Origin of the sequence: Synechococcus sp. MIT S9509, assembly GCF_047303035.1 — a bacterium.
Lineage (GTDB): Bacteria > Cyanobacteriota > Cyanobacteriia > PCC-6307 > Cyanobiaceae > Synechococcus_C.
Genome location: NZ_CP138940.1, coordinates 434,224 through 452,553 on the forward strand (window position 1 = coordinate 434,224; position 18,330 = coordinate 452,553).

Annotated in this window: 12 protein-coding genes; 1 reads left to right on the plus strand and 11 read right to left on the minus strand. The window is 58.2% G+C overall.

What is annotated here, in order from left to right; translation table 11 throughout:
* Positions 1-19 precede the first annotated feature (19 nt).
* From SIB73_RS02465 to SIB73_RS02515, 11 genes are all read right to left on the minus strand, one after another.
* Positions 20-922: an LCP family protein gene (locus SIB73_RS02465; RefSeq protein ID WP_413403213.1), complete on the minus strand. Its 903-nt coding sequence runs from the start codon at positions 920-922 to the stop codon at positions 20-22.
* Positions 923-980: 58 nt separating this feature from the next.
* The gene (locus tag SIB73_RS02470) at positions 981-3,107 is read right to left on the minus strand and encodes a cation:proton antiporter (RefSeq protein WP_413403211.1); all 2,127 of its coding nucleotides are present in this window, start codon (positions 3,105-3,107) and stop codon (positions 981-983) included.
* Positions 3,107-4,915 (minus strand): ABC transporter ATP-binding protein, encoded by a 1,809-nt coding sequence (locus tag SIB73_RS02475; protein ID WP_413403209.1) that lies wholly within the window; start codon positions 4,913-4,915, stop codon positions 3,107-3,109. Before SIB73_RS02475 ends, SIB73_RS02470 begins: the two co-directional genes overlap by 1 nt.
* A 312-nt stretch (positions 4,916-5,227) precedes the next feature.
* Positions 5,228-5,572 (minus strand): RNA recognition motif domain-containing protein, encoded by a 345-nt coding sequence (locus SIB73_RS02480; RefSeq protein WP_413403207.1) that lies wholly within the window; start codon positions 5,570-5,572, stop codon positions 5,228-5,230.
* A gap of 289 nt (positions 5,573-5,861) precedes the next feature.
* On the minus strand, positions 5,862-6,158 hold the full coding sequence (locus tag SIB73_RS02485) for a hypothetical protein (protein WP_413403206.1): 297 nt from the start codon (positions 6,156-6,158) through the stop codon (positions 5,862-5,864).
* A gap of 5 nt (positions 6,159-6,163) precedes the next feature.
* Complete coding sequence (locus SIB73_RS02490; protein WP_413403204.1) at positions 6,164-7,984, minus strand: DEAD/DEAH box helicase; 1,821 nt, start codon at positions 7,982-7,984, stop codon at positions 6,164-6,166.
* A 107-nt stretch (positions 7,985-8,091) separates the two neighbouring features.
* Entirely contained in the window at positions 8,092-8,439 is a 348-nt protein-coding gene (locus tag SIB73_RS02495) for a phosphomannose isomerase type II C-terminal cupin domain (protein WP_413403202.1), read from the minus strand.
* Complete coding sequence (locus SIB73_RS02500; protein WP_413403200.1) at positions 8,436-10,124, minus strand: ATP-dependent DNA helicase; 1,689 nt, start codon at positions 10,122-10,124, stop codon at positions 8,436-8,438. The genes SIB73_RS02495 and SIB73_RS02500 overlap by 4 nt, the downstream gene beginning before the upstream one ends.
* Positions 10,124-13,774: a UvrD-helicase domain-containing protein gene (locus SIB73_RS02505; protein ID WP_413406484.1), complete on the minus strand. Its 3,651-nt coding sequence runs from the start codon at positions 13,772-13,774 to the stop codon at positions 10,124-10,126. The genes SIB73_RS02500 and SIB73_RS02505 overlap by 1 nt, the downstream gene beginning before the upstream one ends.
* A 5-nt stretch (positions 13,775-13,779) precedes the next feature.
* The gene (locus tag SIB73_RS02510) at positions 13,780-17,094 is read right to left on the minus strand and encodes an exodeoxyribonuclease V subunit gamma (protein WP_413403198.1); all 3,315 of its coding nucleotides are present in this window, start codon (positions 17,092-17,094) and stop codon (positions 13,780-13,782) included.
* Entirely contained in the window at positions 17,088-17,762 is a 675-nt protein-coding gene (locus SIB73_RS02515) for a metallophosphoesterase (protein WP_413403196.1), read from the minus strand. Before SIB73_RS02515 ends, SIB73_RS02510 begins: the two co-directional genes overlap by 7 nt.
* An 88-nt stretch (positions 17,763-17,850) precedes the next feature.
* Here SIB73_RS02515 and SIB73_RS02520 point away from each other — a divergent pair, with 88 nt between their 5' ends.
* Positions 17,851-18,096: a hypothetical protein gene (locus tag SIB73_RS02520; protein WP_413403194.1), complete on the plus strand. Its 246-nt coding sequence runs from the start codon at positions 17,851-17,853 to the stop codon at positions 18,094-18,096.
* Positions 18,097-18,330: the final 234 nt, after the last annotated feature.

An 18,330-nucleotide genomic window follows, 5' to 3' on the forward strand; every position in this document is an offset into this window, starting at 1 on the left:
ATCAAGGCTCGTCGTTGGCTCAGTAGAGGAAGCGGTAGCGCCAGCCGCTGGATTCGCTTGAATCGCCATTGCTCCGATGGGCAGGCCATGCCGTATCCAGATAACTGATTCCGTTTCGGTAAAAGGGGCGTGCATCCAGGCGTTCGGTTTCCAGTTCCGTCAAACCCATCGCCGTGATCAGTCCGCCCAGCTCCATGGCGCCGAGATCGGTTTCAAGGTTGTTGCCGGCCTCTTTGATCAATGCAGGCAGTTTGACAAGGTGGTCAGGCCTGGTGAGTCGGCTGAACAGACTTTTCAGCACGAGCTGCTGTCGAGCCAAACGACCGAGGTCACCTTCTTCATCCTGTCTCCAACGAAGGAAACCCTCCAGTTCGCGACCTTTGAGCAGCTGAGGTCCCGGTTGCAGATCAATCAGCAGACCACCGCTGTCATCACGGTAGTAAAGGCGTTTCGGGACATCGACTTCAACACCGCCCACCAGATCGCTCAGTGTTCGGATTCCATTGAGGTTCACAAGGATGTGATGGTCAATCGGACGACCCATCAGCCTTGTCAACTCAGCCTTCACGGCTTCATGGCCTCCATAGGCATACAGAGCATTGGCCTTTACAGGCCCAAAGCTGTGGGAATCGATGTAGCTGTCTCTCGGAATCTGGGTGATGGAGGTCCGACCACCTTCCACCTTCAATGTGAAGATCGCGTCGGTGTTTCCGCCCCCGTCATCAAGCCCGAGCACGAGGATTTCTCGATTTCCAAAGCCTGACCAGGCTGAAAAGGGATTGCTGACAGGCAGCAGAACCGGGGCTTCGGACGTTGGCGAGAGCGAGCGGCTGAGGGGAATCGCCAATAAAAAACCTCCCGTCAGCCCAGCAACAGCTGAAAGGAGCAAGGTTTTGGGTCGAACTCTTCGCACAACATCCATTTCGCAATTTTAAGCCTGAAATCTCCTTTTCTTAATCATTTCTTGTTTTTTGAGGGGTTTAGGTCAGGGGCTCGCTGATCACCATCGAAGCGCACTTCAGCAGAGACACCAGATTGCTGGTTCGATCACTCGCCGGGATGGGTAGTCCCGCAACCTGGCGTCGCTGAGAACGCAGGATCACCAGATCGTGATCGCGGCTGCTGTGTTCGATCTTGGTCTCAACCCCTGGTCCGGCTGCGAGTTGAATCCGAATGACGCTGCCCATGCTGCTGCGGGGTTGCCAGCGACGCAGCTCCTGTTCGATCCGGCTGCGTTCAGATCGATTGAGCCGAGGATCAACGATGTGCAAAAGCGTGACCAGGCCCTGGTCGCTGGATTGGCTCGCGAGCAGCCGTTGAGCAAGCTCAAACTGTTCGCGGGCGCTCGCGGAGAGGTCTTTGATGGGTACAAGAATTCGTTGAAGCGTTTCGACCCGGCGTTCGGCCAGGTTGACCACCACAACGGGGCAGTGTGCGCTGCGGCAGACACCGTCAACGAGGTCACCGAAGAACCAGCGCCTCAGCTTGTCCGGCCGTCCCGCTCCGATCATCAACAGATCAGCACCCTGTTCCAGGGCGCTGCGACTCATTCCGCCGGCAATGTCTTCATCCAGTCGCAGCAGGCAGCGGGTTCTGACCTTGAGCTGTTTGCCAATGGTCGCAGCCTGGGACAGCCGCTCCCTGGCGGATGCCACGGCGCGAGTCAATCCCCCCCGCGCTTCTTCGAGACTGGGGCAGACCAGCGCCAGGGGCAGTAACTGCCCCTGCACTTCGGCACTGCCACTCAGCAGCCGTGACGCAATGCTCAGAAGCCCCTGTTCCGTGGAAGGATTGGCGATGGGAACGACAATGGTCAGAGGCCGACTGACCACATCAAGGGGGGTGTTATCTGCTGTGAGGGCCTCCTCTCCAGGCGCTGCGCCACTGTGACGTGTTCGTTTCGGTTCCACCAGCTGCCTGACGGAACGTGCTGTGAGGATCGGTCCAAGGGTTGCGGTCACCACCATCATCGCCAGAACGGCATTCAGCACCGTTTGGTCGAGCAATCCGGCTTCGTAGCCAATGAATGCCGTGGCCAGTGTGGCGGCGACCTGCGGCATGGCCAGCGACCACATCATCACCATCTGGTTGCCGTTGTACCGGAAGGCCCAACCGGCAATCAGGCTCACCACGCCTTTGCAGCTGATCACTCCGATCACCATCAGAACAGGCAGCTGGAAATCGCTGATGGAGTTTTTGAGGCTGTTCAGATCAAGCAGGAGGCCGAGGTGAATGAAAAAGATGGGGATGAACAGAGCTGCACCAACCAGAATCACTTGCTGTTTTGACTTGCCCTCCGGCAGCACGGAATTCACCGCCAGTCCAGCCAGAAAGGCTCCAACGATTTTTTCCACACCGGCAAGCTCAGCTCCAATCGAAGCGATGAACAGGATGAGCAGGATGGTGAGAAAGATCCTGCTTTCATCGTTGACGCTTCCGCGGAAGATCCTGCGTCCGACCCTGCGAATGATCGTGACGACGGCCACCGCAAAGATGGCGACGCTGACGATCAGGCCGGCCAGATTGGTGAGTGAAAAAGACTGCCTGCCAAGACCAATGGCGATTGCGAGAACAACCAGAGAGGCGATATCGGTGAGAATGGTGCTGCCAACGCTGACCACCACAGCTTCATCTCGCTGGGCTCCATAACTGCGCACGATCGGATAGCCCAAAGGGGTATGGGTTGCAATCAGGCTCCCGATCAGCAGACAGGGCACCAGTGGATAGCCGAGCAGGAGTCCAATGGCTCCCCCGGTTGCCATGCCACCGGTAAAATGGAGAATTCCGATGGTCAGAGATCGACTGCGAACACGGTTGAATTCATCGAGATCAATCTCGAGTCCGACGATGAACAGGAGGTAGATCGCACCGATGTCAGAAACGAGTTGAAGGGTTTCACCGTCTGGCTGCAGAAGATTGAGAGCGCTGGGGCCCATCAGAACGCCAGCGAGAAGCAGGCCGACGAGATCGGGAAGACCTGTTCGCCTGAACAGGGGCGGAACCAGCATTGCCAGTGCGACGAGCAAGGCGAGGCTGCCCAATGGCTGTTGGGCCAGATGGGACAGCGATGTAAACCCCGGTGATGCCGCAGAGAGCAGGTGGATCATCAAAGGATCAGTGCTTCATCGCGGCGAAGTCCGGCTTGAACGCGCCAGAGATCGGCATAGACACCAGCTTGATGCAGCAGTTGTTCATGGGTGCCTTCTTCCACGATGCTTCCGTGATCCATGACGACGATGCGATCAGCATGTCGCACCGTGCTGAGTCGATGTGCAATCACCAATGTGGTGCGGTTCGCGGTGATGCGCATCAGCGAACGCTGGATCGCGGCTTCAGTGTCGTTATCCACTGCAGCGGTTGCTTCATCGAGGATCAACACAGGAGCGTTCTTCAGAATCGCTCTCGCCAGAGCGATGCGTTGGCGCTGGCCTCCGGAGAGACGTTGACCTCTCTCGCCGACAATTGTGTCGAACTGCTCAGGCAGTGCAAGAATGAACTCGAGCGCTTCGGCCTCTCGCGCCGCGGCATGCACGTCCTCAGGTGAGGCATGGTCGGCGCCGTAGGCGATGTTTTCACCCACACTCCCGTGAAAAAGGTAGACGTCCTGACTGACAAGGGCGATTGATCGCCGAAGATCATCAAGCCGAAGCTGCTCAATCGGGATGTCATCGAGGAAAATTCTTCCTGCATTCAGGGGATAAAGCCTCAGCAACAGTTTCACCAGAGAGCTTTTACCTGAGCCGGTTGCTCCGACAATTCCCAGGGTTTTGCCTGCGGGAATGGCCAGGTTGAATCTGTTCAGCAGAGCTGGTCGATTTCGATAGGCGAAATCGACCAGCTCGTAGCGGATGTCTCCATGCACTTGCTCGGGGGCTAGGCGGCGGCTTCCACCAGCAATCTCGATCGGTGTGTCGATCAGATCCAGAACTCGATTCGTTGAGGCCATGGAGCGTTGGTAGTCGTCCAGTGTGCGGCCGAGAGTGGTGAGCGGCCAGAGCAACCTCTGGGTGATGAACACAAGAAAGCTGTAGGTGCCAACTGCGATCACACCATTCCTGGCCTGAATCCCTCCCACGATCAGAATTGACAGGAATGCAAACAGAATGGCGAATCGGATCAGTGGAATGAATGCGGCGGAGATCCTGATCGCATGGCGATTGCACTCCCTGTAGGCATCACTTTCAAGGCGCAGCTGCTCAAGTTCCCATCCCTCCTTTGCAAAGCTTTTGATGGTGAGCATGCCTCCGATGTTGTTGGTGAGCCTTGAGGCCAGGTCTCCTGCTCGCTTTCGCACTTCGCCGTAGCGTGGAGCAAGTCTGCGCTGGAAATTCAGTGAGCCGAAGAGAATGACCGGGATCGGCAGGAAGGCGAATAGAGCCACACCTGGAGCTAACACCGACATCACCCCTCCCACCAGCAGCACCGTGGTGATGAGGTGCAGAATTTCATTGGCTCCGTGGTTCAGAAATCGCTCAAGTTGATTGATGTCATCGTTGAGCACCGTGAGCAGCCTTCCGCTGCTGTCGTGTTCAAAGAAGTCCATCTCCAGTTTCTGAAGATGGGCATAGGCCTCCAGCCGCATGCTGTGTTGAGCGCTCTGAGCGAGATTGCGCCAGAGCAGGCCATAGAGATATTCGAAAAACGATTCAGTCGTCCAGACCAGGAAAGACAGCACTGCCAGCACGATCAGCTGGCTGATCACCTTGGTGGCTCCGAGCCGAGCAAGCCAGGACGTGTCCTGCTGAACAACGACATCGACAGCAAGTGCGATCAGCACTGGCGGTGCCAGATCGAAGATTTTGTTGATGACCGAGCAGGTGGCCGCAGACCAAACCCTGCGGCGGTAGGGGCGCAGATGCTGGAACAAACGAATCAGAGGCGCCTGCTCACTGGCGTGGGTCTTGGAATGGGGCATCCGCTCGGTGCGCGCACACTTTCATTCAAGCGTTGAGTTGGGCAGGCTCTTGGAACTGTTCACAGCCGAGCTGGAACGAGAAAGCAGAACGAGGAGGTTGCATGCCCCGTTCACGCGCCCTGAACCGATTGCGTCGGTATGAGGCTCATGTCACGGCAGACTTTGGTCTGCAGGATTCCGGACGCTCAGATGAGGGGGCGAAGTTGAACACCGGATGCGGGAAATCGCCTAAAACGGCATGCTCTTGAGCGTGATCTGTGGCTGGAAGTCCGGGAGCAGGAGCCAGCTCTCTGAACTGACTCCCACCGGTGATCACCAGCGGTTTCCGCCACCACCGCCGTAGCCACCGCCACCGCCATCGCGGCCGCCACCGCCGCCATATCCACCACGTCCACCGCCGCCGCCACCGCTGCGCTCACGGGGTGTGGCTTTGTTCACACGGATCATCCGACCCATCCATTCGACGTTTTGGAGATCGTCAATTGCTTTCTGCTCGTCTTCGTCAGTGTTCATTTCAACGAAGCCGAAGCCGCGCTTGCGCCCTGTTTCTCTGTCGAGAGGCAGGCTGGCGCTCTTCACTTCGCCGTACTGGCTGAACAGGTCGAGCAGGTCTTCCTGCTCTGCCTGGAAGGAGAGATTGCCGATGTAAATGGTCATTTCCTGTTGGGACCGATGGACATTTGATCAGTGAAGCCGTGGTCCGAATTGGAAAGTCCTTGATGCTGTAGCCGAGAAGCTGAAGCCGGGGGGAGCGAGCCGATCAGAGCCGAACGATGAAGCTGATGCTGCAACACGCTACAGCCTGGACAGAAAAGAGATGCGAAATACAGTGTTCGATTCGCAGCTGGGCCTTCTGAAGAGGTGATGAGCGGTTTTAGGGTCACCGTTTCACCTTCAGAGAAAGACACCCTTGTTCCGTCTGCAGCTGACGAATAGTGGATGAAATTCAGATTTTGAAGCGTTCAGCTGCTTTCTGTTTGCAGGTTTTCTGTGCCGATTCAATGGTGCCCAGCAGAGATTGCCACTGAATTGAATTGCCTTTGTTCATTTCTCTGAGAAAACAGTCACAGGTGAAATCACCCATCCCCGCTGGAGGGATTTTTCCTGCCTGGCTCATGGCTGATTTGAAGCCTGCAAGGCAAAGCTGGGTGATTTTGTTTTCAGCTTCCGTGGAGCTTGCGGGATCAGAGAGAGTTATCAGCGTGGCGAGAGCCACGCTGATGTTCCAAAAGCGATTGGCCATCCGATTCAGGATGCTTGGGTGATCTGGAGCTCCCGGTTCATGACCTTCAGTCTGCGAAGAGCGTTGTAGACATCCTCCGGCATGCCCTTGGGGAGATCGACAAGGCTGTGGGAATCAAAAATCTGAATCCTCCCGATCATTCGACCCTGTAGACCTGACTCATTGGCGATGGCACCGACAAGGTTTCCGGGTTTGACACGGTCGCGATAACCCACTTCAACCCGGTAACGCATCATGTTGTCTTCAGGTGGGCGTGACTCTCGATCCACGCGACGACGACCGCGCGGATCACGACGATCATCACGACGATCAGCGCGGGCAGGTGTCTTGAGCCAGCCTTCATCACCCTGCACCAGCAAGGGCTGATCACCCACTGCAAGCTTCAGAGCTGCCACAGCCAGCTGCTCCATGCTCAGCTCGTTCTCCTGGCCAACTCTCTCAATCAGTTCCTGCAGCAGCGAGGTTTCTTCGTTGCTTTCTGCTGAAGCAGCCTGACTGAGGCGGCTGCGCAGCCGGTTCAATCTGCTTTCGTTGATCTGGGCGTTGCTGGGGATATCCATGGGTTCAATGGCCTGCCCCACGGCCCGTTCGAGGTTGCCGACAAAGCGACGCTCCCTTGGAGTGATGAAAAGAACGGCTTCTCCTGTGCGACCGGCACGACCTGTTCGCCCGATTCTGTGCACGTAGGCTTCGCTGTCAAACGGCATGTCGTAGTTGATCACCAGCCCGATCCGGTCCACATCGAGACCACGGGCCGCCACGTCTGTCGCCACCAGAATGTTCACCGTGCCTTTGCGCAGGCGGTCAACAGTTCGTTCGCGCTGGTTCTGAGGAACGTCACCATTGAGAACCGCCACATCGTGACCTGACGCCTCCAGTGACTCAGCCACGGTGAGAGTGATCGCTTTGGTGCGGGCGAAAATGATCACCCCCTCGCCAGTGACAGCCTCCAGGACCCGGTTCAGGGCCTCGAGTTTGTGGGCGTTCTGAAGGGTGATGGATCTGTGACGGATCCGTTTGGCTTCCCGGTCTTTGGTCTTGATCGTGATCTCTGCCGGTTCGCTCAGATAGCGCTTCGAAAGGCGGCGGATTTCATTCGGCATCGTCGCCGAAAACAGCACCACCTGACGCTCCTCAGGGAGTTGCTCGAGGATCCACTCCACATCATCGATGAAGCCCATCCGCAGCATTTCGTCGGCTTCATCCAGCACCAGACTGCGCAGCCCTGAGGTGTTCAGCGTTCCCTGGCGCATGTGGTCCATCACCCTTCCAGGTGTCCCAACCACCACATCCACCCCTCGCTTGAGGGCATGGATCTGCGATCTGAAATCGGATCCGCCGTAGATCGCCAGCACATTCAGATGCGGATGTCCGGCGGCGTAGGCCTTGAAAGAGTCGGCCACCTGCATGGCTAGTTCACGAGTGGGTGCGAGCACCAGCACCCTCGGCAGATTGCTGCGTCCTTCCAGGCGTTCAAGCAGGGGAAGCGCGAAGGCAGCGGTCTTGCCTGTGCCGGTCTGAGCCTGGCCGACCAGATCACGGCCCAGCATCAGTTCTGGAATCGCCGCTTTCTGAATCGGCGATGGCTCCTTGTAGCCCTTTTCCTCCAGGGTCTTCAGCAGCGCCCCGCTGAATCCAAAGCCTGAGAAGCCGGAGGAATGGGACTTCTCAGTGCTTTGTTCAGCAGCTGATTTGTCGTCTCCGATCGGTTCAATCACAGTGGTGAAGAGCGTGTCATCACTGGTTGAGGTTGTCGGTTCATGGAGCTCTGAAACACTGAGATCCACTGCGCAGGGCTCAACGGCCTGCGGTTGCGTCTGGGTCATGTCGATGATGGCGCTCTGCCTGATTGATCCTTCAAATCAGGCCTGCAACGTCCCATCGGCAAGTTGTGCCGCGCTGTATTGCTTGCCTTCTTTTCAAAGGTGGAGACTTAAGGTATCACCCTCCCGAAGTCGTCCTCCAGACGTTCGATGTCGGATTCCAGCAGAATTGCACCTTGTTGGACTTCGATGATCAGAAGATCTCCGGGGCCCCCGAAGGCCCGGTGAACAGCTTGAACGGGGATGTCAAACGTATTTCCGACTGCGGCATCCATCCAGATGCCATCGCAGTAAACGGATCCTCTGCCAGCGGCAATCACCCAATGTTCGCTGCGATGCTGGTGGCGTTGCAGGCTGAGACGCGCGTTCTCCTTCACGAGCAGTCGTTTCACTTTGTAGCCGGCTCCCTCGGCCAGCTCTTCGTACCAGCCCCAGGGACGCTCCACTCTTGTCGTCACACCGACCCCTGACGATCGATCGTCCCCAGCATGCCGCTGCTTATTGAGGATGCCAGTCGCACCACGGTCAGTTGATGACGAGCCCTGGTGACAGCGGTGTAGAGAAGAGCAGTTTTGCCAGCTTCTTCGCAGGGTGGCCAAAGCAGCAGAACCTGATCAGCTTCGCTGCCCTGAGCTTTGTGAATCGTGAGAGCCAGAGCAGGCTCAATTCGGCGGACCCTGGCTGGATGCAGCAGTCGATAAACACTGCGGCCTGAGTCATCACTGCATCGGAACAGCAACCTGCGTGTTTCGCCACTGCCGATGCAGAGTCCGAGGTCTCCGTTGGCAAGACCCAGTTCGATTTGATTGTCGCTGCAGAGAACAGGCAACCCCTCGGGCCAATCACGGACATCACTGCCCGACACCAGCTGTCGATGCAGACTGTCCACGCCCCATAACCCCCGACGACGCGGGCAGAGCACGATCAAGGCATCGAGTCGCTCGAGAAGGGCACCGGACTGGCCGGGATCGGGAGATCCATCAGGTCTGATCTCCAGGGTGTTGGCCGCCAACCTCAGGTTCTTCAGCTGCTGGTTCACGGCATCGGTCACCGACGCCGGCAACCGAGAAGACTCAGAGACCAGTTGATGCACGTTGGTCTTGTCATCGAGATCAGCGAGTTCGTTCCAGAAGGTTTCCGTTCCCTGACGGCACAACACCGAGCTCAGTCGAGCCAGGTCCCCTCGATTTCTGTACACCTGGTGGAGACGTACAGCAGCAGTTCCGAATCGCCGCTGCAGTTCCTCTTTCTGCAGATGCTGCCAGACAGCACCCACTCCGATCGGCGATAACTGGTTGGCATCACCAACAAGCAGCAGTTGCGCAGTGGCTGGAAGAGCATCAATCAGGGCCTGCGCCAGTGTCAGGTCGACCATTGACGCTTCGTCGATCACCAGCAGATCCAGCGCCAGTTGATTGCGGCGATGACGGCTGAAGCCGCCTGGTCTGGCCTGGAGCAACCGATGCAATGTGGTGCAGGGCAATTCAGCTGTGCGTTGATCGCCTCGTATGGAATCCTGCAGTCGTCGTGCTGCTTTTCCTGTTGGAGCGGCCAGATGAATGCGCAGGTCTCCGCGATCCTCCATCGCTCGGATCAGCATGGCGCGCACGGTGCTGGTTTTACCGGTACCGGGTCCTCCGCTCAGCAGCACCACCCTGTGATCGCTGACCGCATTGATCGCTGCTCGCTGCTCCGGATTGAACGTCTGCTCCGACGTTAATTTTTTGGTGCCATCTTCGCTGCAACGTCTGCTTGGCTTGCCAACAGGGGACAGTGCACTGCGTTGGATCAGAGTCTTCTTCAGCATCTCCATGCCCTGATGCCAACGTCGCCAGATCAGGTGATTCCCTTCCATCACCATCAGCAGAGGCTCTTTCTGCAACCAGCCGCTGGCTTCAATCACCCGTCGGTGCGTCTCGGGCCAGCCATCAGCCTCCAGCTCAACGGGTTTCAGCTTGCTGGTGCCCAGATCGATGCTCATCTCACCCCGGCTGAGAGCCTGGAACATCGCCTGCACAAGATCTTCAAGAGCCCTGAGCTCGTTGTTTCCGAACTCCGCCGGAGGTGGATAACGACGCAGCAGCATCGACATCATTCCTCTGCTCAGAGGCGATGAGACCGCTGTGCGATCACTGGGATCCATTAATCACCACCTCGCAGGACACAGTCGAGCGCATGGAGGCGTTGCAGAGGTGCTGTTTCAAGAATCACGCCGCTTCCGCCAGACCTGGAAACACCACGAAGGAAAACGTAGGCGTATCCGCCGAGATGTCGCTCGGGCTGGTAGCCGTCGAGTCGCCACTGCAGGAACCGATGCAGGGCGACAAGGTAGAGATGAGCTTGCAGAGGATAGTGATGCTGATACATCTGCTCCTCCATGGCGCGTTGTGAATAGTGTCGGGGTCCGCAGTGCAATGGACGCCCATCCACGTCTCTTTCGCCGATCCAGTTGCTTTTCCAGTCCGCAATCCACCAGCGAGCCGTGGCGGAATCGTCGCCATCAGTGAAAACCAGATCAATGGAGCCAGTGAGAAAGCCTCTGCTGAAAAACTCCAGATCTTCGAGGGAATCGGCGTAGCTTTCACCGAATCGATGATCTGGTTCAACGCGAAAGGCCCGCGCCAGTTGCTTGGGCTGAACCGCTCTGCCCTGATGAGCGACAGGCAGATCAAAGCTGAGTTCATGCAAACGCCGTCCACTGTGCAACGACCTCAGTTGCAGATCACCGAGTGGCCCTCCGAAGGGGGCCTGCATCAGTGTCTCCAGACCCTCGAGAACTGCGTCCACCCTGTCGCTCTCCAGGCCTGAACGCGTGAGTTCTCGCTCCACCAGAGCGCGGTTGTCGTCCTGTTCGATGTCTTGATCAAATGGGATCTGCTCCAGGATGCGGTGCAGGCAATCACCGGCTGCTGCGCCCCTGGGAAATGCTCCCAACGGACTGTCTTCGGGATCCAACGGATCGCTTTGATCGCTGAAGGAGAGGCTTTCTTCATCTGCGCCGGTCTGCGCATCCACATCTCGTCCTTCCTCAAGGTTGCGCGGGTCTGGGCTGGCGGTTGTCGTCTTGCCGTGGCCTGAGATCCAGGCCGAGTAGCTGCTGCGTCCCCAACTGCGGTCAAAAGCATGACCTGGCACGGCGCCACATTGCAGGTTCCGTTCAACCATCAGGGGGTGCCAGCGGTCTGATGGAAGGTTGAATTCGGCTCGGTGCAGGCTGATCAAGGGACCCGGTGGGTCAGCGAGTTGCTCCAGCCATGCGGTGAGTGGATTGCCCTCCTGCCGAGCTGCCCTGGCCTGAAACAGAACGAGATGGCGTTCGGCCCGCGTGATCGCGACGTAGGCGAGACGTTCCGCTTCAGCGCGACGTTCCAGTTCATCGCGTTGGCTTGCCGTATGCCCCAGTCCCCAATATGGATTCAGCGCTACGCGCCAGCTGCCGGACTCGTCAGCAGTGGGCACTCGCCACAGCGGACCTTTTGAAGGGGAGGGCGCTTCCCATAAGTAGGGGCAGATCACCACCGGATACTGCAACCCTTTGCTTCGATGAACAGTCACAACAGCAACCGCACTCTCGGCCAGATCACTGAAGGGCTGACGCTGTTCCGGGATCGTGTCGGGAGGGTACAGGCGTTGGCGTCGCAACCAATCGGCGCCACTTGAAGCATCCAAGCCCTGGCGGTGCATCGTGTCCTGCACAAGCCGTGCACATTGCTGAAGGTCACCGAGCAAGCGCCCGCGGCTCGATAGATCGGCCACGGTCTGCCCATCCATCAGGCGTGCCAGGCACCCCATCAGCCCAAACTTCGGTAGATCGATGGCGAGCTGCTGGAGCAGAGAGGCCAGCTGATCCAGCTGACCGTTGCCATCGGCGTCTGCCAGTTGATCGCTTCTCCACTGCAGCAGTGAGGACACGGCCAGCTGCCGTAATCCACCGGCGTGGGCAGGGCGTGAAAGTGCGTCGAGGAATGTCTGCAGATCCGATGCTCCCTGGCTGCTGAAGACATCTCCCTGACTGACAAGGCGGCTCGGCAGCCCGGCAGCCGCCAGCTCTGCGCGGATGTCTTCGGCCTGGCGATGCCTGCTGACAAGGATGCAGAGTTCGGAGGGATCCAGGCCTGGATCGTGTCTCAGGGTCTGCAGGATCAGGTCGGTCGCAATGCGGGGAATCCGCTCCTCAATAGATGTACGGCTGCTGTTTCCGTCGTCGTCATCCGGATTGATGTCGTGGATCTGGAGTGATGCACCTCCCTTCAGCAAGGGCAGGGGTTGTGCGGAAGATCTTGGCGTCACCTCAGGCACCGAGAGTTCGGATTGCAGCAGTCCAGGCGCCATCAGCTGATTCATGGCCTGCATCAGCAGTGGTGTTGTGCGGCGGTTGTCGAGCAGGTCATCAATGCAGTCCGCATCACGCCGTGCAGCTTTGTAGGTATTCAGATCTCCGCCGCGGAAGCGGTAGATCGCCTGTTTGGGGTCCCCGACCATCAGCAGCAGATGGTCTGGTGTTGAGAAAGCGTTTTTCAGCAGTCTCCACTGAAGCGGGTCGGTGTCCTGGAACTCATCGATCAGGACTACCCCATAGCGTGCCCGCAGAGGAGTGAGCCAAGCTTCTGCTGCATCCGACTGAGCGGGGTCGAGTGCATCCAGCAGCCCTGAAAATCCAATCACCCCGCGTTGTCTGCGCCGGTCGTTGAGTTGATTCAGGCCTTTGATCAGCAGGTGGCGCCAGGTCTGTTCGGCTGGTCCGTCCCAGAGTTCGGCGATGGCGGTCTGCAGTTCGGCTGAAGCAAGGCTTGGTTCGGCCTCAGCGCAGGACCGCGCCGTTTTCTGAAAGCTGCCTGGATGGAAATAACCACCGAGAAGCACCTGATTGCGGACGTCGACGTAGTGCATCGAATCTCCACAGGTCTTGCTGATCTGGTCAGTCCAGGTGTCGAGCTCCTGGCTTCGGTCTTTTCTGGGGCGGGCACTGAAGGGTTTGGTGTCGGTGCAACCGAGGCTGCGCCACTCGGCGGCGCAGCCTCGAAGGGCTTGTTCCAGAGCCGCTCCACCGCAGTTCCATTCAGTGACGAAGTGCTCCCAGCGGCTCTGCAGCCAACCTTCAAAAACCTCGCGAAGAGTTTGATCAGGATTGATCGGCTCCGCATCCTCAGCGATACGCACCGCACAGTCACCATCCAGTCTCTGAAGTGCCGAAGCGAGTGCTTCGGGCGACAGGCCTGCTTGCAGCAGTCCTGCAACGTGTCCCGCTTCAAGCTCCAGGACCTCCGCTCGCCAGAGATCATGGGCGACCTGGATGGCCAGGGTCTGTGGATCATCATCGAGGGCAAGATCAATGGCCTGACCGTTCTGAAGCGCTTGCCGGCGAAGGCTGCGGCGGCAGAAGCCATGGATCGTGGTGATGTCGGCTCGCTCCAGGGCTTCTAGGGCCTCGAGCAGCCGACTGGCAAGCAGTCTGCGTTGCTGGGAATCCCGTCCGTGCTGTTCAAGCCAGTTCTGCAGGACTGCGTCCGTTTCAGGCAACGGCGTTCTGCTCCTTTCCTTGTGCAGGAGGCCCTGCAGCGCCGCATCAAGTCGGCGTCCGATCCTGTCGCGCAATTCATCGGCCGCGGCCTCAGTGAAAGTCACCACCAGCAGTTGATCGAGGCCCAATCCCTGTTCCGTCACCAGTCGCAGCACGAGGTGGGCCAGGGCGAAGGTTTTCCCTGTTCCAGCGCTTGCCTCCAGGAGTCGAACGCCGGGCGTCAATGGGTAGGTATTGGCTTCGAATCGTCTCGTGCTTCCAGCTGTTGTCATCGTCATCAGCACCGCGCCTCGAGCAACGGTTGATACAACATCTGAAAAGCGGCTTCAAAGCCTTCGAAGCCCAACAGCGACGTGGCATCGCAATGACTGCCAAAGCAGATTTTCTGCTCGGGCCGATCCCGTTCGGCCCAGCCGCTGAAGCCTCCCTGCCAGCGATTCATGAAGGCCTTGTCCGCGGCCTCTTCCCCTTTCGACCATGCCAGTGCCCTGGCCAGACCGCTGTCCGGAGGGACTGGCCAGCACAGCTCATCTCCCTGCTGCGCCAGGCTGTGCAAACTTTTGATTTCGTGATCAGCCTCCTGGGGGTTCAGCGCTCTCCAACGCACGGCGATGTGGAATTGATCGGCTTTTGCACTGCCGTCTTGCCGGCACACCACAGCGGTGTTGCAGCCAGCATCATCCCGTTGGGCAAGCAGATGCTTCAGCCAGCTCTGCAGCAAAGAGCGCGACCTCAGCCTTGACGTGCTGATGTGAACAGCTGTCTTTCCTGCCATCAACAAGGATGAATGCTGGGACGTTGGCTGCTGCTGCTGCCGCAGAGGTCCAAGGCTCAGAACAGTTTTTTGGAGGTTTTGCCAGCGACGCTCAAGACGACTGTCTTCCAGTTGAGCAGCCGAGCCTGGAGGCATCAGGCCTTGGCCGTAACTCCGGGCAATCCAGTCCTCCGGCTCCTGAACATCCCAACTGGCTTCGGGATCGTGCGCCAGCAGATCGAGCTGTTCAGACAACCGCTGGTTGAGCAACTGATGACAGTCCAGCTCCTGCAGCGACAGGGGGGAAAGATCGCTGACAGGATCACACCATTCACCCGCATCGATGCCCTGACGTTTCAACCATTCCTTTTGGGGGGCCTGCAGCCAGCGCTCCAGTCGTTCGATCGCTTCCGAGTTGATGGGTAAGGCTGCATCCGTTGTCGGAGATTGCCAAACAAGCGGTAAGGCCAGGCCCTGATCACGATGTGTCTGCTCTCCCCTGATCTGTGCGTCGAGATTGCGTCGTGCGTTCAACAGCCTGCGGTCGCAACTGATTGCGTCTGTCTGCGGAGTCACCATGAAATTGGCTGCATCCAGAGGATTGGCGGGAGGGTGAATCAGCAGCTGGCTCATCTGTGCAGTGTCGAGCTTCTCTGCAAGCAGACTCAGCCACTGTTGAACCGGTGGGCATGGCGGCAGGATGTCGCCTTGTCGCTCATCTCGGCTACTCCAGCTGACCAGAAGATGCTGTCGAGCTGAGAGCAGTGCCTCAAGCAACACATAGCGATCCTGGTCGGTGCTGCTGGGGTCACCGAGTCGACGTTGTAATTCGAGCAGATGAAAGCCCGCACGTTCCTGATGTCTTGGGAAGGAGGAGGCATCGAGACCCATCAGGGCGATCACGCGGTGTGGGATCGCTCGCATCGGCTCCAGAGCGCTGATCGTGAGGGCACCGCTGCGGTGCCCGAAGCGGCCGCTTTCGGTGGAGAGCGCTTCCTCAAGCACGCTGATCACAACGGCAACATCCAGTTCCAGCAAACAGTCATTGGCCTGGAGCTGCCAGTTCTCAAGGCACTGATGAATGGCCTGCAGCTCCCAGTCCCAGCTGCCACCGTCGTTGAAAATCTCCTGAAGCAGTCTGCGCAACCGAGCCACCCATTCAGGGCATGGAGCACTGCAACGCAACTGGGCGATCCACCCAGCCAATTGATCCAGCAGTGGCCACCACATCTCGAGTTGCTGCAGGCTCAGATCGGTGAGCGCGGGTGCACAGGAATCAACGGCCAGCCCCGGCTCTTCCGGCAATGCCAGGCCCAGCAGCCAGCGATCCAGGCACCAGCGCAAGCTGTTGGTGTCATCTCCATTGCGTTCCGCTGCATCCAACCCCCAGCGGAAACCACTGCGCTGCAGTGCATCGGTGATGGCCATCGCATCCTGCGATGTCAGCTGTTTCAGGCTTTGCAGTGCCGGATTACCAAGCAGTGCCTCCAGGCCACTTGCGGTGAGCCGATCAGCGCTCAAGCGCAACAGGCTCATGAAAGCCTGCTGAAGTCCGGGACAATTTTGTTGACTGCGATCGGTTAATCGCCAGGGCAGGTCCACACCCGTGGCATCCCGATCTGAAAAGACAGAAGCCAGCAGCGGTGCATAGCGCTCCACATCGGGAGTCATCACCAGAACATCCCTGGGTTGCAGGCTTGGATCAGCGGCCATCCAGCTGAGGATGCGATCACGCACAAGCTGCACTTCTCTCCAGGGCCCTGCACAGCCCATGAACAACAGCGAATGATCGCCTTGCCTCAGTGACAGGGCTGCCTGGTCGTCCGATGCGCTGCTCGCGAGCTGCCGTTGCAGCTGTTCCAGTACAGACGCCGGGGAGTCTTCCGGCGTTCTCATCACAGTGGGATCGGCGAACAGGTCTCCCTGTTCCCAGCTGCCAAGCAGACACTCGCCGCTTCCCTCCAGCAGCAACTGAAATTCGGCACCCATGCGGCCCAGGATTCCTTCCAGGCGGGGAGCTTCAATCAGCCAGGAGCCATCGGGCGAGTTTGTCCAGTCGTCACCCAGTTGTCTGCGTCGTTGCTGCGACCGCTGCCAGAGGTCCGGACAGGGTGTGAGCAGAAACAGATCAACGCTGATGCGTCCAGCCAGGGCCTGCAACAAATTGATCTGGACCGGGGCCAGATTGCTGATGCCAAAGAGGCGCAGGCGTGGTGGCAACGGCAGTGCAGGCTTTTCCCCTCTGCTGAGTCGTTTCACCACCTCTTGCACCTGCAGCCCGAAAGGCCTGCATGGCAACCGCTCGGCCAGAGCACGGGCCAGGCCAGGTTGCCAGCGCAGGTTCTCCGGGAGTTGATCACCCGTTCCTCCTGCCAGCCAGTCGGCCAGCTCCTCCGGCCTGTAAAGCGCGTAATCATCGATTGCATCGGCCAGGCTGCGAGCCAGTTGCCACTGGTCACGAGTCAGTCGTCGCTGTTGATCGCCATGGAGCTCCCACCACTCCTTGAGTTTTGACGCACACTCTTGTTCGAGCAGGTCCGGAAGAACCTCCAGGACCTTCCAGACCAGACGCTCCGCTCTCCATGGATCCTCGATGGCAGGCGCATCGCTGAGCACGGTTTGCACGAGCTGCCGCAGGCGACTTCCAGGGAATGGAAAGCGAATCAGTGCACTGATTCCGTTCACTCTGGCCAGCTGTTCACCGAGCCATCGGCTGGTTGGCCAGGTGTTGACCACCACCTCGATCTGTTCAAAAGGGCCAGGCGGCTCAAGCCTGAGCTCCTGCGCCAGAAGCTCGGCGAGCAATTCCGCTCGGTTGCTGCGGTAGACCCTCAGCAAGGTATCTCCGCAATGAGCTCATGCCTTTCGGCTGGTGTTGCCCTGTCTGCGGGCAATGTCCGGTCGGTGGGTTCTCCGATCACCTGCACCACCGCCTCAGTTTCGGGGCAGAAGGCTGTGAGCAGACCGCCATAGACCGCGCCGGTGTCAATCATCACGATCTGGCCGCGATGCTCCACAGCCGGTCGAGGCGTGTGACCCACCACCACGGTTCCATAACGACCGTCGTAGCTCTCCCAGAAGGGTTCGCGCACATTGAGGTCTGGTTGACCCTGTTCATCAAAGCCGGCGTGGGTGGCCACCCATCCATCACCGGAATACACCAAAGGAAGCTTGCTCAGGCGTTGTTGCCATTGCCGCGTCAGCGCGTCTCCCAGTTGTCGGTAGGTCTCGATGGCGAGCAGGTCATCTTTCCCCTCAACAGAGACAGCCAGGAGGCCTTCCACCAAACGTTGCTCGTGGTTTCCTCGTAACCAGGTGGCTCGACCGCTGGTCACCAATCCCCACACCTGATTGATGCACAGGGCAATTCCAGGCCCGCGGTTGATCACATCGCCGCAGAACACCAGATGATCATCGTCTGGCAGCACTGAAATCAGGCGAAGCAGGGCCTTGTGACATCCATGCACGTCACCGATAACCCAGTGATGGCCCCGAGTTGACGCCATTTAGAGTGCTTCGATCACCTGATTCTGACTGTGTGAACCAGAGCTGTCAGCGAATGTGATTACGGTGGGACGCCAAAGAGCTCTGGATATGGATCCCCGTTCTCTTTCCCCTTTTCGTCGTGTGGCGTTGCTTGTTAGGGCACTCGATGGTGCCAAGAAAACAAATCAGGCCTTAGCTCGCTGCAGCAATGGAGAAGAGATGCTTGATGTGCTGGTCGGGGCATCACAGAAGCTCAAGTTAGGACTGACGCGGGAAGAATTACGAAATACTCCGCCAATCCGCGACTGGGTTTGGTGGAAGAATAAAGAGGCTCCGATCACGATTGGAAAGTGATTCAGAGGCAAGTGTTGGCATTGGTGTGCTCCCACTCAATGGTCAATGAGAGCCCTCTTTAAAGTTGTTTCGTGTCGTCAACGTAGACACAGCAAGCTCCAAAGCCTCAGCAATTTTTGAGTTCTTATTTGAAACTTGTAATTGTTTGATTTACACGTTGGGTCAAATTGAATATGGATTGACCAGCTCTAACTTCCATTCTTTTTTTGGCGGCTAATCAACAATCATGAAGCA

What these genes read in the sequence shown, in the direction of transcription:
- SIB73_RS02465 (WP_413403213.1), bottom strand. Translation starts at nt 922, where the DNA reads ATGGATGTTGTGCGAAGAGTTCGACCCAAAACCTTGCTCCTTTCAGCT.
- SIB73_RS02470 (WP_413403211.1), bottom strand. Translation starts at nt 3,107, where the DNA reads ATGATCCACCTGCTCTCTGCGGCATCACCGGGGTTTACATCGCTGTCC.
- SIB73_RS02475 (WP_413403209.1), bottom strand. Translation starts at nt 4,915, where the DNA reads ATGCCCCATTCCAAGACCCACGCCAGTGAGCAGGCGCCTCTGATTCGT.
- SIB73_RS02480 (WP_413403207.1), bottom strand. Translation starts at nt 5,572, where the DNA reads ATGACCATTTACATCGGCAATCTCTCCTTCCAGGCAGAGCAGGAAGAC.
- SIB73_RS02485 (WP_413403206.1), bottom strand. Translation starts at nt 6,158, where the DNA reads ATGGCCAATCGCTTTTGGAACATCAGCGTGGCTCTCGCCACGCTGATA.
- SIB73_RS02490 (WP_413403204.1), bottom strand. Translation starts at nt 7,984, where the DNA reads ATGACCCAGACGCAACCGCAGGCCGTTGAGCCCTGCGCAGTGGATCTC.
- SIB73_RS02500 (WP_413403200.1), bottom strand. Translation starts at nt 10,124, where the DNA reads ATGGATCCCAGTGATCGCACAGCGGTCTCATCGCCTCTGAGCAGAGGA.
- SIB73_RS02505 (WP_413406484.1), bottom strand. Translation starts at nt 13,774, where the DNA reads ATGACAACAGCTGGAAGCACGAGACGATTCGAAGCCAATACCTACCCA.
- SIB73_RS02515 (WP_413403196.1), bottom strand. Translation starts at nt 17,762, where the DNA reads ATGGCGTCAACTCGGGGCCATCACTGGGTTATCGGTGACGTGCATGGA.
- SIB73_RS02520 (WP_413403194.1), top strand. Translation starts at nt 17,851, where the DNA reads ATGGATCCCCGTTCTCTTTCCCCTTTTCGTCGTGTGGCGTTGCTTGTT.